Origin of the sequence: Vibrio sp. N418 (assembly GCF_000222565.1) — a bacterium.
GTDB classification, from domain to species: domain Bacteria; phylum Pseudomonadota; class Gammaproteobacteria; order Enterobacterales; family Vibrionaceae; genus Vibrio; species Vibrio scophthalmi.
Genome location: NZ_AFWD01000055.1, coordinates 18521 through 32621, shown reverse-complemented (window position 1 = coordinate 32621; position 14101 = coordinate 18521). Strand labels below are relative to the sequence as shown.

The 14101-nt window shown below is 42.4% G+C and carries 11 protein-coding genes; all 11 read right to left on the bottom strand.

Annotated elements, in window-relative coordinates; all coding sequences use genetic code 11:
- Nucleotides 1-50 precede the first annotated feature (50 nt).
- Nucleotides 51-2693, bottom strand: a complete 2643-nt coding sequence (gene tssH / locus RH86_RS11835; RefSeq protein WP_009386354.1) for a type VI secretion system ATPase TssH — start codon at nucleotides 2691-2693, stop codon at nucleotides 51-53.
- Between the two features lie 23 nt (nucleotides 2694-2716).
- A complete protein-coding gene (gene icmH, locus RH86_RS11830; protein ID WP_009386353.1) occupies nucleotides 2717-3490 on the bottom strand; it encodes a type IVB secretion system protein IcmH/DotU in 774 nt (257 codons plus the stop codon).
- Between the two features lie 2 nt (nucleotides 3491-3492).
- A complete protein-coding gene (gene tssK, locus RH86_RS11825; RefSeq protein ID WP_005599438.1) occupies nucleotides 3493-4827 on the bottom strand; it encodes a type VI secretion system baseplate subunit TssK in 1335 nt (444 codons plus the stop codon).
- Nucleotides 4828-4831: 4 nt separating this feature from the next.
- On the bottom strand, nucleotides 4832-5311 hold the full coding sequence (gene tssJ / locus RH86_RS11820) for a type VI secretion system lipoprotein TssJ (protein WP_009386352.1): 480 nt from the start codon (nucleotides 5309-5311) through the stop codon (nucleotides 4832-4834).
- A 2-nt stretch (nucleotides 5312-5313) separates the two neighbouring features.
- Nucleotides 5314-6786: a type VI secretion system-associated FHA domain protein TagH gene (gene tagH, locus RH86_RS11815; protein WP_009386351.1), complete on the bottom strand. Its 1473-nt coding sequence runs from the start codon at nucleotides 6784-6786 to the stop codon at nucleotides 5314-5316.
- Nucleotides 6787-6789: 3 nt separating this feature from the next.
- Nucleotides 6790-7806: a type VI secretion system baseplate subunit TssG gene (tssG, locus tag RH86_RS11810; protein WP_190275911.1), complete on the bottom strand. Its 1017-nt coding sequence runs from the start codon at nucleotides 7804-7806 to the stop codon at nucleotides 6790-6792.
- Nucleotides 7770-9539: a type VI secretion system baseplate subunit TssF gene (tssF, locus tag RH86_RS11805; RefSeq protein WP_005599443.1), complete on the bottom strand. Its 1770-nt coding sequence runs from the start codon at nucleotides 9537-9539 to the stop codon at nucleotides 7770-7772. The genes tssG and tssF overlap by 37 nt, the downstream gene beginning before the upstream one ends.
- Nucleotides 9540-9545: 6 nt before the next feature.
- A complete protein-coding gene (gene tssE, locus RH86_RS11800) occupies nucleotides 9546-9983 on the bottom strand; it encodes a type VI secretion system baseplate subunit TssE (protein ID WP_009386349.1) in 438 nt (145 codons plus the stop codon).
- A 2-nt stretch (nucleotides 9984-9985) separates the two neighbouring features.
- Nucleotides 9986-11464 carry a type VI secretion system contractile sheath large subunit gene (gene tssC / locus RH86_RS11795; RefSeq protein ID WP_005599449.1) on the bottom strand — a complete coding sequence of 493 codons (1479 nt, stop codon included), beginning with the start codon at nucleotides 11462-11464 and terminating at the stop codon, nucleotides 9986-9988.
- A gap of 41 nt (nucleotides 11465-11505) precedes the next feature.
- Nucleotides 11506-12012 carry a type VI secretion system contractile sheath small subunit gene (tssB, locus tag RH86_RS11790; RefSeq protein ID WP_005599452.1) on the bottom strand — a complete coding sequence of 169 codons (507 nt, stop codon included), beginning with the start codon at nucleotides 12010-12012 and terminating at the stop codon, nucleotides 11506-11508.
- Nucleotides 12013-12339: 327 nt separating this feature from the next.
- Nucleotides 12340-13359, bottom strand: coding sequence for a hypothetical protein (locus RH86_RS11785; protein WP_009386348.1), 1020 nt, complete (start codon nucleotides 13357-13359; stop codon nucleotides 12340-12342).
- Nucleotides 13360-14101: the final 742 nt, after the last annotated feature.

Below are 14101 nucleotides of genomic sequence, written 5' to 3'. Positions count from 1 at the left end.
CTGCCGAGCCACAACGAGCTCCGTTGCATACACTAACCATTGAGTCATGACTACTCGACCTCTCCGATAAACTCTCCTTCATTAGCCGCTAAATAAATACGATTCACCGGTTGCCTATCGGCAAGTTTATTAAGAAGTGATAAGGAAATCGGCGGCAGCAATTGCCCTTCAATAATAGCTTCCAGCATACGCGCGCCGTTCTCTGAACGATTTGCTCTATTCAGGATTTCTTCAATCAAGCTATCTTCGATGACCACTTGAGCGTCATAACGCTGCTGGAACACTTTCTCAAGGTTAGCCAGCTTTCCACGGACAATTTTTTCCAGTACATCGCGTGCCAAAGGTAGATAAAATACCGTTTCCATTCGCGCTAATAGTGCTGGTTTGAAAAATCCAGCCAACTCTTCGTAAAGCGCTTCATCAAGACACTCCGGATCGTGAGCATTGTCAACAATCGTTTGGTATCCCAAGTTAGACGTCAAGAAGAAAACGATATTTTGACAATCGATCAATCGGCCTTCGCCATCCGACAGTTCACCTTTATCAAAGGCTTGATAGAAAATGTTCAATACTTCAGGGTGCGCTTTTTCAACTTCATCTAATAGCACAACTGAATATGGCATCTTACGAATAGCCTCAGTCAATATCCCACCTTCACCATAGCCAACGTAACCAGGAGGAGATCCAATTAAGCGAGACACCGTATGTTTTTCTTGGTACTCCGACATATTAATCGTGGTCAGAAATTGTTTTCCGCCATAAAGCTGCTGTGCCAGCTGGACCACCGTTTCAGTTTTACCAACCCCGCTTGGTCCGACTAATAGGAAAGCGCCTTTAGGACGCCCAGGTCTACGCAGATCTGCTCGAGCAGTCAACAAATGGCGATGAATACGCTCTATTGCGGGATCTTGTCCTTTGATACTTTCGCCAAGCAAGCTCGTAAGATGAGTAATTTTATACAGTTCATCACTGTTCATTTGATCAACGGGTACCCCAGTCCAATCCGCAATAACTTCAGCAATTTGTTGTGCATCCACTTGTGGGTGCATCAATAGGTCCGTATGAGGAATATCGGCCAACGCCTGATATTGCGCTTTAAGTTGTACCAACAACTCACCACGGCTTGGTTGCTCATCGACATCATTTAACGCGTCGTTAAGCTCTGTATTGACAGACGAATTAGATAACAGTTGCTCTCGTAGCGAAATGATCGTTTCAATAATGGCTTTTTGCTGTTGCCATTTTTCGGTTAACGCGGCTTTCTCTTCCTCATCGGCGACTTCTTCACTACATAGCCTATCTAAACGGTGAGCGTCGACTTCTTGTCCCAAGTACTGAGCCCGCTCTAACATGTCAATTTCGAGTTGACGCTGATGGCATAAGGTTTCAAGTTGCGCTAGCCGTTTAGGGGGGGTGGTGATATTAATAGCGATACGCGCACAAGCAGTATCCAGAACATCAATCGCCTTATCTGGCAATTGTCGACCTGATATATAACGAGCCGACAATTCAGCGGCGGCTTTTAATGCATCGTCAGTGATCAGAACATTGTGTGCTTTCTCGTAAGCTGTGTTTAATCCGCGTAAAATATCAACAGCCTGTTCAATGCTCGGCTCTTCGAGCTTTACCAGCTGGAAGCGGCGCGTTAATGCCGGATCCTTTTCGAAATACTTTTTGTATTCCTTCCAAGTCGTCGCAGCTACTGTACTGAGTTCACCACGGGCAAGCGCAGGTTTAAGTAGATTTGCCGCATCGCTGCCACCCTCTTGGTTCCCAGAACCAATCAACGTATGCGCTTCATCGATAAACAGTATAATTGGCTTAGATGCGGTTTTTATCGCATCAATCACGCCTTTCAACCGTTTTTCAAATTCACCTTTAACAGAGGCTCCAGCTTGAAGAAGACCGAGATCGAGCGAGCAAAGATCGACATTTTTAAGCTGCTCAGGAACATTACCCGCCACAACGCGCAATGCTAACCCTTCAATCATCGCACTTTTACCTACACCTGCATCCCCCACGACAATAGGGTTGTTTTTTCGACGGCGGCATAAAATGTCGATCATCAGGTTAAGTTCATTTTCACGACAGAGCACAGGATCGAGTTCTCCGTTGCGCGCTTGCTCTGTCACGTTAGTACAAAACTTTTCTAGTGGTGACGAATCAGACGACTTTAGTGCCGAGTGTTTAGCATCAAGTTTTTTTGTGTTCTCTTGGTCTGACTCAGAAGAATCTTGGAGCAAGAGATCAAAATTTTTATTTAAGCTCTCTTTGTTGATATTCTCGAATACTTGGATAAGGTTTAACGGCAAATAACGATCAGCCCGAATCAAAGCGGCAAGAAAAATCGCACCTGAACGAAGTTGATTATGATTGAGCTCTGTTGTAGAAAGTAACCAAGCTTCTTGTAGCAACTCAACCAACAATGGCGAGAACGCAGGATAGGTATCGAGTACCTGCTCCCGCATGAAGTTGGTGCCGACGGCCTGTTTGAGCGAATCAACCTCTAAATTTGCTTGTTTACAGATAATCCGCATATCGGATAACGGATTATCCAACAACACATAGAGCAGATGCTCATAAGTCACTTCAGGATGCTGACGTTCAATACATAATGACGCAGCCTGTTCAAGCGCTAACTTACTCTGTTCATTAAGTTTTGAAATCAACTTTGATAATTCAATACGGATCACAACGGTCACCTAGCCTTTTATAATTAGAGTATTTGATTTAATTGATTGATTACATCTGCAGATTTGACGTGCAGTAAGTTGGAATAGCCAAGGAACACGCCCAGCCAAATAACAATAAATCCAACTAAAATTGACCAAACTGGTAATTGTCGACTCAAGTGGTACTTGGTTTTTGCTACAAGCGCACTCGATGAAGTGAGATCTTGCAACTCTCGCTCATTTATACCGGCGATAGTGCTATGTAAACGCGTGATCACTTTTTGACGTTCGTTGTACCCGCCTTCCATCACACGATATTTACCTTCAAACCCGAGAACCAAGCATTGATAGATGAACTCCAATAACGTGTGATAACGTTTTGGCTCTCCTTCCAAACGACTTAAGATAGTAAAGACTTTCTCTCCGCCCCACGTTTCGTTATGAAAACGCGAAAGCATGGAGTATTCGGCCCATACGCTAGATGCCCCCCAACTTGTTCCCATCACCGCTTCATCTAGGAACGCACAGAGGATATAGCGATAAGCCATCAAAATGGCATGTTCGTAACCTTGTTCGGTCAACTCAATTTCTATCGCTTTAATTTCTTCGACCGTTTGATTATAGATTTGCTCTATATTGTCGCAGTCAGTCAGACTTCTTACTCTCAGTGACAAACCAAACAGTGGTGTCGCCGCATCAATCAAAAGGTTACGGTTTTCCCCTCTCAACTGGAACCAGTAATCTTGGTCGTGATTAATTTGTTCTACATTTTCAAACAGTAAACTACTGTATTGACTATTTTTTTTATCGATATCCATAATCAACTCCTAATCGCCCAGAATTGAAGATCAAGATCTTCAAATGCCCCAGCCACATGGAAGGCAAACCCACTTGAGTGACCGAGTGTCGACCAAGCCGGGCTCGTTTTATCAAGCTGGTAATAAGCGTAACCTGCGTGATAAGGCAACTGTCTTGGCGCAACGGGTAGCAAGTTCAGTGGGATACCCGGTAACTGTAACGAAATCAGCTCACGTATTTTTTCAACGGTCGATACTTTGGTTTGTTGAACAAAGAGATGACGTAACTCATCAAGCGGCATACGGGCTTTTACCGCAATAATGAATTCAGCACTTTCGATCAATTGAGGATCTTGGATTGGTGCTACCATCAAGCCATATTTACGCTTATCCAACTGGATCGAAACGGCGCGCGGTTCCAGTACAATACTCAAGCTCTGCCTTAGATTTCGAATAAGCGGCAGAAATGCGCTACTCGGCATATCATGGTTGTAATGAGGCAATGTCGGCGGTAGGCGGCTCTCATCCGTGAATGTCGCTAACTCTCCACATACACATGCTAGGCATTCAAATAAACGCTCTGGATGCAAATTGCGCAACTGAGCTAAGTGTTGAATCTGAGGTTGAATTCGGTTTAACGCCTGCAACAACATAAAATCCGACACATCTGCGACGGCCCCTTGAGACGGCGAAGCAATACGTTGAGAGATATTCTTAGCTCGCTCGCCCATTAACCCCGAAATTTCGCTAATAAATCGGTGTAAAGACGCATTGCTTGATACATTCAGGTGGCAAGGAATAAAATCAGGATCCAAGACCACGCTACCATCCGGACGTTTTTCTAAAATACGAGCAATCGCTATCGATGCATAAGCACTGCGATCTTCTTTTTCTAGCATTAATTGCATACGCACAGGTGACACATCTAACGTCGTACTGTCGCCGCCAACGGTATGCACATCGCGAACTTCAATACGACTGCTAGCATAGCGCCCTGTTCCCCGCTCTTCCGGCCAATCAATCTCCATCAGTGAATCGCTGCGCAGCGGCACCGCAAGATACACTATCTGATACGCAAGCGATGAATCTTCTACTTCGAGCGCATCGGGCAGTACATCCTCTTGTGGTATACGAAAAACCGTCCCATCAGGCATGACCCCTACTGCTCTTTCGATCGATATACGACCAAACGAAAGGTATTCAGGGTTAAGTGTTAACTCAGAAACACCATAGAGATAGCGGTTAACCGAGCCCATACGTTCATCAAGCACATGTTCAAAGTAACGCTGTTGCTGCTGAAAGTGCTGGGGCTTGATAAACAAGCCTTCATTCCAAATTACACGATTACGCGTAAACATCTTGTTATTCCACCCTTTCTAATTTCACATCGTAGTCTTTGAAATACATCAACAAATGGTACTCCCTACCTTTGTTCAACACTTTTACGGCCTTTTTCCATTCACTTAGATCCGGCTCCGAAAAGTGTGCCATGATGCCGATATAGTTGGTTTCGTCATCAACCTCTATCTCATTGACAAACTTGAACTGCCCTGGCGTAAGGACATAATCGTAATTTTTGACAAAGTTACTGCGTAGCGCGCCTTCATAGTCGTCTTTCATCTGATCATAATCAGCAGACATAAACATTGAGTCATCGACCAACTCAAAGACCTGAACCGCGATTGGCGCCGCTTCTCCCCAAATGTTTGGGTTGGTACCTTCATCACTGACTAAGCTAAACGTTACTTTCGTTGGTTGCTCAGGTGGAGCGATGGGTTCTGATGAACTACATGCTGTTAACACTGTCAGTAGCATCAGTAGAGCAAAAGAGCGTATGTTCACCGTTATAACTCCAACTGTTTTTCACGTACTTTTTTGTCGTATGATTGCTCGAAGATTTCCCAGAACAATTTTTCAAAGCCTTTTTGACGGTCAGAAGTAAGCTCTTGATAATAATGGCAATACATTTCCCACGCCCACGATTCAGGACTTTGATTATCAAGGTCTCCGTTTCGCTTATAGTGTTGAAAACGGCGCAGTAACACTTGAGGAGAGAAAGCATTGAGAATTTGACTTAGTGCTTCACCCGTTGCATGTTGCATTGCTTCATTGTGGTCGCGGACATTCTTCAAACTCTCCGAGATAGCCGCGGGCGCTGATAAATGCACCAAACTCTTGTCGGTGTCATATAACGTACGAATTGTTTCTTCGTATGAAAGGCCTAAGCGCAATGGATTATCTTCAATCGGTTGTAGATTGCGATTCATTACACCAAATCGACCTTCGCATACTTGTTGATTCAGTTGTAAAAGACCTTTTACGCAAGCTTGAAGCGATTGACCAAGCTCCTCAGACAACATGTGCATCTTGTCCATATCATGGCTGTTGCCAACATCGACACCTAAGCCATTAAGCATCGGTCCTGTCAGTAAATGATTGGCTCTTGCTGACGAACGATTCTGCTCATCGCTCGTTGTAGGAAAACTTTTCGCGACTTCCTCTTCCAATAAATCTAATACCTTATCGTTCATCCCTAAGCCCTCTGGTACGTTTAAAGTGTCATTATTTGTTTGTGGTGCAGTTGACGATACATTGGTAGCCGATTCGGTCTGCACTAACGTCGGCGATTGCACCTCTGATTTATTTCGGTGTAACCCTAGAATTTTCTTCAACCTGATTGATGATGTCATTTCGTAATCACTATCTGCTTGTGGAGTAATCTGAGCTTGGCCACGTCGAATATCATTTTCTGGCACAATGGTTTGTTGCTCATCCGTTGCTAACTGCGTTTCTTGAAGCAGTGACTGCTCTTGTTTAAAGTCATTAAATAATTCATCTAGCGCCGCAATCGGATCACTTGATTGATGGTTTTCTGTCTCATACTCATCACTAACCGAATCGAGCTCATCTTCGCGCAATAAGTCAAATCTATCTGTTTCAAACAGCTGCTCAATTGATTGCCCCTCTTGGACTGATTCATCTTCATTTTTCGCTAGAGTCACTCGTAGACGATATGGGCCAATCACCACTTCGTTGTTATGCTCAAGCCTTGCAAATGCGCCCCGCCCCAATGGCATATGCGAACCGTTCACATAAGTCGCTCCACAAAGATCTTCGATACAAAACTCACCATCAATGACCGCCACTTCGCAATGCTGCGCTTGCACGGAACTGTATGCATCGCTCAACCGCCATTTCGCTGCAGGTGACGATCCAATCACGCCCCCTTCATGCGTAAAAATACGCTGTGCAGATAAGCCTGACTGTAGTTGTTGAGCATTCACAACTAACATGGAGAGTCTTTGTTCGATTTGCATATTCTATTGCCTTACTTGTATAAGCACGTTTTTGTCTGTTAGTTCGCCACCCAAAAATGACGTCCAACCTAGGGCGACACTGTTCTTTTGACAGAGCGTCATTTCGGGCACTTCACTTTCATGCATGGTGAGTTGCAAGTCATACGCCATCTGTTCTCGTAAAATAAACTCAACCAATTTGCAGAGAGGTTGGTACTCTTTCCCCGAAGGTAAGAAGTCGGCAAATTTTTCGCGCGTTAGCCCGCCAATACAAATGGTAAACTTGCCATTGCAATCCATCACCGACTCACCCAACAAGGTATCCACGCCTAACTCGCTATTTTGTTGACCTAAACTCAACTGTTGATAGGGTTGAATGGCGACTTTGCGCCTTACCCACTGAGTAATCGTGACTTCCTTTAAATCAAAACAATGGGCAATAATGCCTGACACAACTTGTGGTGAGCGGCTGCGTCCCGCCAACAGCCCTGAATACGCAAGCATCTTGCACCAGTTAATCGGCGTTTCTCCACGTAAGTCCGCATCACCTAGCCCGACCAAAGCAAACAGCTGAGAAGAGAGCTGATCTTGTGCATCGGGCTGAAAACGAACGTAGTAACGATATTTACGCCAAATGCGATAAACCAAGTTGATCAGACGATTGTTAAAAAAATCTAAGAATGGGCGCTTAAAACCACCTCGGTCTTCTTCTACCAACTGCTGTAAAATAAAACCCGGCAGTGGCGACTGTGCCCCCGTCAAACCAAAAAAATTCGTTTGTAAAATCAAACGTTCGTCATCACGCTTTTCTAGATCAATCACATCCGCAGGCGCAAAACCTAAACTTGGATTCGCACTAAATACCAACTGACATGCTCGTTCCCAATCTTCCGATTCAGGATTGAACGCATGAATCTTCTGTAACAACTCAACCAACTGATAAAAGTTGTAGTTTCGTACATCATCTGGCAACGCTAGCAGGGATTCCTGAAGCTCTGACATTTCTAGATCAACGGCTGCATTCCTGCCTGGGTTCCCCATGTGTACTTCTCTTGGTTGGACGCATTAATCACCACCAATTCATGAAATGAATTGATGCTGGCATAAAGTGCAAAGAAATGACTTAAAACGGTGCCGAACAGATATAATTCACCTTCCGAGCCAAAACAGTTTTGGTCGATATATATCGTCGATTTAAGGCCTCTTACTGGTAAACCGCGTAAGATTTTATCCACTGGCTGTGATTCGATTTTCTGAATACCTTCAAGTCGTAACTGAGCAACTCTTTCAGCTTGTCTGTCAACCAGAGCTCTAAAGTCGTAAGCCCTTAGCACACTGCTTAAGGCGTCTTTAGAGAGTAAAGATAGATAATTAAGCGACAGGTTAGAAATCAACATCCACAGTAAGCTACCATCCAAAACTGGGCGTAACGATTGTGATGGCACCGTAATATTACTAAAGGTGGCAAACGGCGGTGAGGTATCTGTCGGTTCGCAAATATCACCAACACCCAGCTCCAATGGTAACAATCTATTTGTACACGTTAACTTGAGAGAGACCGCTTCATCGACTTGCATCGACTGTGTTTCATCTCCGCGAATAAAGGCAATAAAATTGTCAAAACCATCTCCTCGAATACTATTCTTAACTCGAGTACGGTAATACAAAGCTTCTCGATTTCTTGCTCGCTCAACTTCATGCTGAAAACTTTCAAACGCAGAATAAACTCGTTTCTCGCCACGAATACGTTGGCTCGCTTGGGTTTTATCTTGCCAACCAAAGACGCCATCAACACTGAACACTTCATAGTGAGCAGGATAACGACTTGAAGGAACAACACGATACTCAGAACGCCTTCCTGTCAGATCAATAGGATCTGCATCATGATCAAACAAGTTGATTACCGGTGTACAATAAAGTTGGAAATTGTCTTTTCTAACTCTGACATCCGTCGGTAAAGTCTTGGTAAAGCTGATTTTTAACTTAAAATCGTTGGTTACTGATTTAGGTAACGCCGATTTGAGTTGCGTAATATCAAAAAAATGAAATGCTTCTGGGAACGACAAATATTCTTGTAGCACACGATAACCTTCGTAGACATTATTTGGATAAGGCAATAGCGCTTGCTCGCTATCGAAACCGACCGTTTTAAGTGCGTTTTTCGGTAGTGAAAAAGGCGTCCCATCCACCTCAATCCAAACCTTATCCAAATAGTGATTCAGCCATAGGTAAAGCATCTGTGAGCTGTATTTATCGCCGCCTAAGTAAAAACGGAGATCATCAAGATGAATGTCACCAACGCTATTCTCACCCAATAAGCTAAGTGAGATATCAATCAAGCTCGCTTCTCTTGTATGGTGAGAAGTTACGTCGATACATTCAATCGGATAGATGTTGACATCCCGACAGGTTCTGAAATGACATTTCGTGCCGAATACTGGCTTACTATCGAGTTGCGTACCTCGACCTATTTGATGCTTGTCACTCACACTCTTATCTGGACTAAACGCAACAATACTCATGCTCGGTACCGGGCGAAGATAATTGGGCCACAACATATTAATTATTGAGTGTGTCAACTCAGGAAATTCGTCCTCCACTTTTTCACGCAGGCGAGCTGTCAAAAATGCAAATCCTTCGAGTAAGCGCTCCACATCAGGATCAGTTGTTCGTCCATGCAAAAAGCGCGACAACTGAGGATGAATCTCGGTAAACTGCTTACCCTGCTCTTTAAGAAAGGCAAGTTCTTCTCTGAAGTACTTATCTTGGTTCATAATCTTCTAATACACTTGGTACTTGCGGTTCTGGTCCAGCAACAAACTTAGCTGTACACGGTCATGCAACGCTTCACTATTTATTTCGGCAACAATATTGAAGCGCAGCATAAGTGGACTGTAAGGATCAGATTCAGAGCGAATTTCAATATTGCGTAATCTCGGCTCATAACTCACCAAGCAGTTTTGAATTGCAAGCTTTATGCGCAATGACAAATCCAACGTTTCCAATGTTGCATCATTAAAATCGACTAAACCCAACATCGGGGCGCTTTGCGCTTCGCCAAGACGTGTATTTAATATATTTGAAACGTTACGCTTTATTGATTGAAGTACGTCCATGGCATCTGGTCCTTGCGTTAAGGACATCGGCTTGGTGCCAGTTTCTAAACGTTCTAGAAATCCGACACCAAATGCGCTCTCTTCTGGGGCGATATAAGTCATCGTTATGCTTGATCTAATCGACCAACTAACGACAATTCAAAGTTTGCACCCATATACTTAAAGTGAGGGCGAACAGATAAGGAGACTTGGTACCAACCTGGCTCACCCTCGACATCCATTACTTCAATTTTTGCCGCGCGAAGTGGACGACGGCTACGTACGTCTGCTGGTGGATTTTCTTGATCCGCAACATATTGTTTGATCCAACCATTGAGCTCTCGCTCCAGATCTTGACGCTCTTTCCATGAACCAATCTGTTCGCGTTGCAGGACTTTAACGTAGTGCGCAAGGCGGTTGATGATCATCATGTAGGGTAACTGCGTTCCCAATTTATAGTTAGTTTCCGCTTCTTTACCTTCTTTGGTATTCGGAAATACTTGTGGCTTTTGAATCGAATTTGCCGAGAAAAACGCCGCATTATCACTGCCTTTACGCATCGTCAACGCAATGAAACCTTCTTCTGCTAACTCAAATTCTTTACGATCAGTGACAAGCACTTCCGTAGGAATTTTACTTTGCAAAGCCCCCATGGATTCGAACACGTGAACAGGAAGGTCATCCACTGCACCACCGCTCTGAGGACCAATGATATTGGGACACCAACGATATTTAGCAAAGCTATCAGTTAGACGAGTGGCGAACGCAAATGCAGTGTTACCCCACAGATAATGCTCATGGGAAGCGCTAACATTTTCTTGATAATTAAAAGACTTAATCGGGTTTTCTATTGGATCATAAGGTACGCGTAGTAAAAATCTAGGTGCTGTTAAACCAAGATAACGCGCATCTTCAGACTCACGTAAAGAACGCCATTTTGTGTACTTAGGCCCTTCAAACGTTGATTTCAAATCCTTGATATTAGGCAGCTCTTCAAATGACTCAATACCAAAGAACTCAGGTCCAACACTCGAAATAAACGGTGCATGAGCCATTGCACCAAGCGCTCCCATAAATTGAAGTAACTTCATATCAGGAGTGGAAGGCGTAAAGGCAAAGTTACCAATAATCGCACCAGTGGGTTCACCACCAAACTGACCATAGCCCGAAGAGTAAACATGTTTATATAGACCAGACTGCGTTGTTTCTGGTGCAAATTCGAAATCTTCCAATAACTCAGCTTTGGTCGCGTGCAACAAATCTACTTTGTTATTTTCACGAAAATCCGTGCGGTCGATAAACAATTTCAAACCGCGCCATGATGACTCCATCTGCTGGTAGCTTTCTTGGTGGAGTATTTCATCCATTTGCGCACTAATTTTCTTATCAAGTTCAACAAGCATCTGATCAACAAGTGATTTGTTAATTTGATCATCGACTTGATTAGAACCAATGAGATTTTCAACAAATGCGGCGATCCCTTTTTTGGCGACGTGATAACCTTCGTCGCTTGGCGCTATGCGTGTCTGAGCCATGATTTCATCGAGTAAGCTTCCTTGCTGGGCAGCTTGTACTTCTGGGATGGCTTCTGTAGTGGTAGACATCAATTTCATTCCTAAATCTGATTAAATAACAAAGAGCTCAATTACGCCTTGGGCTCTTCTTTGTCGCTAACTAAGCTGAGCTCTGACAACAATTTTTCACGCGATTCTTCTGAATTGAGTAACGTTTGTAGGCGCTCTCTAAATGCAGGAATGTTGCCTAGTGGACCTTTCAAAGCCACTAGAGCTTCACGCAACTCAACCAATTTATTTAATTCAGGAACTTGAGCAGCGACAGCATCTGGTGAAAAATCCGCTAACGATTTAAAGCTTAGCTCTATCGGTAGTTCTGCATTTTCTTCATCGCTTAGTTTATTGGGAACTGTTGCCGAAATTTTTAAATCACTCTCGCGCATCACTGCTTCAAAATTGTTTTTATCAACGGATACCGCCTCTCTTTCTTCAAGAGGCGTTTCTTCTGCATGCCCTTTAAAATCACCAACGACAAGCGTTTTCAACGGTAATTCTATTTCCGCCTGAGAGTCCCCTGTTGATGGGATATATTTGATATTAACTCGCTCTTTTGGAGCGACACTTCCTTCTTTAGACATTTCAAGCCTCCAATTCCATACCAACTCTGTGTTCTTAAGGTTTATTTACAAAAAACAACATAAACTGAAATTTCTTTAGTTATGTAAATTCAACATCAAAATTATGAACATTATTTATAATGATAAAACTAGCAATTAAAAAACAACCATCACCAACCACACAAATTTAAGATCAACATCAGACTCATTAAACATTTTCAAATAATTCAACGAGTCAAAATAAAACCAACCGCACACTATATTTATTTGCATGCATAATAAACAGCAAATTTAATAAAACACGATCTTAATCTAGAAATGCAGAGAACCTTAAAGTAAATATAATCACTATTGGATATCCCATAATTTATCATGGTTATAAAATTTAATGGTTTTCTTAAATTTAAGATATATATCTAAGGCTTGCTCTTTTTCTTCGGCGTTAATCGTTAATGAAAGCAATTCTTCATCATTTGAAATCACAGAGTAAAGCGATGTCATCCGCTCTCTTCCTGCAGAAGAGAGATACAAATCCATATAAGCTTTTGCGGTAACCTTATCGGAAGGAACAAAAGAGTAGTTAGAACTTTGTCCAATCAATATCTTCGTCATCGCCGCTAGCGATGTAATATCACCATTTTGTAATGCTCTTTCACGCCATTGATAAGCATCTTCATAACGACCAGTACTTTCCAAAACCTCGATGTAACGCTTGATCGCCGGTATATATTCTGTCTCTGCAGCTAAAAGATATAATGATTCAGCTTTATCAGAGATCTCTCCTAAAAGAACAGTACTTCCGTCTCGATCCACCAGACTGTCCGCTCTTTCCATCAAAGCTAACGGATGTTTGAATTCAATCGCTTTATCTAGATAATAGCTCGATAGTTCTTCATCGAAGTCACGATGAAAACGTGCCAGTTCGTACATCGCCTGTGCCGGCTTATCTCGTCCTAACAAAATCACACTGGTGTAGTATTGTGAACGCCAAAAATTAACATCGACCTTTCGTAGCCCATCGGTATGTCTATAAAGTTGGTACATTGCACGGCGGTTACCTAATTCGGCAGCTTTGAGCAGATATTGTCTTGTGTCTAACGGTGTTCTCTCGTTTGTTTTGTAATTATTCAGCTCCATTGCGTACAAAAATGAACCCGCAGCGCTATCTTTATCTGCCGCTTGCTTAAGATATACCCTAGATTCCAAATTTTTGTATTGTGCCCGCATTAATCGGCCTTTTTCTAAAGCTTGTTCCGCGGACATTGCACTTACTTCATATTCATCTTGGCTAGCTGAAGCATGAGGAACAACAAGTGAAAACAACACAAAAATTGTACATACTTTGAGACCCATATTAAAGACTTTCATTATATAACCAATTCAATCCCTTCTTTAAATAATCACGCCGACTTAATTAACTATGTGAACCACTCACCAAAACAATAAGATGAAACATATATCAGAAAAGTAACAAACACCGTTAACATAGCTGTTTAATCACAGAATAGTCATTAATAATACAATCAACATTAGATTGCTAATCAAAAGATATATTTACAAAAACCTGGCTAAAGATCACATGCTAATGTAATTGATAAATCTAAAACAAGTTATTTGGACTGGTGTTTCATATCAGTTAACTTTCAAGACGACATACTAAAAGAAAGTAGAGCAAACAAAACACTATTCCTCGTAAAAATAACAAAAACGTTAATTCGCTTCATTTATACAAGCAACAAATGAAAACCATTTCAAATATTGTAAAACGATTTTCAACCACCTTAATTAGTGCACGCGGTGATTTAATCGCAGTAAAAAAACAATCATTGCAGATAGATTGATATAAATAAAAACAGTGTCCATCAATATTGGAATGCTATTCAAAACTACACTGAAACGCGACAACAGAATACCAAGCACAGATCCAGCTTCAATGGCAAATTTTTGATCACAATTTTATATAACACGTTAGCAATTTAAAGTATGGCGAACCATATAATAAATGTAAATCTATTTGGATCTGGCACTGTTGATATCTAAGGACTTATTGGATAGTTAGAATTACGAGTGACTTAATTTTCATTCATCACGGATATTTTACGTTCAAGAG

Coding starts and splice junctions, on each gene's coding strand:
- tssC (WP_005599449.1), bottom strand. CDS start 11,464: ATGTCTACCACTACAGAAGCCATCCCAGAAGTACAAGCTGCCCAGCAA.
- tagH (WP_009386351.1), bottom strand. CDS start 6,786: ATGCAAATCGAACAAAGACTCTCCATGTTAGTTGTGAATGCTCAACAA.
- tssG (WP_190275911.1), bottom strand. CDS start 7,806: ATGGGGAACCCAGGCAGGAATGCAGCCGTTGATCTAGAAATGTCAGAG.
- RH86_RS11785 (WP_009386348.1), bottom strand. CDS start 13,359: ATGAAAGTCTTTAATATGGGTCTCAAAGTATGTACAATTTTTGTGTTG.
- tssE (WP_009386349.1), bottom strand. CDS start 9,983: ATGACTTATATCGCCCCAGAAGAGAGCGCATTTGGTGTCGGATTTCTA.
- tssF (WP_005599443.1), bottom strand. CDS start 9,539: ATGAACCAAGATAAGTACTTCAGAGAAGAACTTGCCTTTCTTAAAGAG.
- tssB (WP_005599452.1), bottom strand. CDS start 12,012: ATGTCTAAAGAAGGAAGTGTCGCTCCAAAAGAGCGAGTTAATATCAAA.
- tssK (WP_005599438.1), bottom strand. CDS start 4,827: ATGTTTACGCGTAATCGTGTAATTTGGAATGAAGGCTTGTTTATCAAG.
- icmH (WP_009386353.1), bottom strand. CDS start 3,490: ATGGATATCGATAAAAAAAATAGTCAATACAGTAGTTTACTGTTTGAA.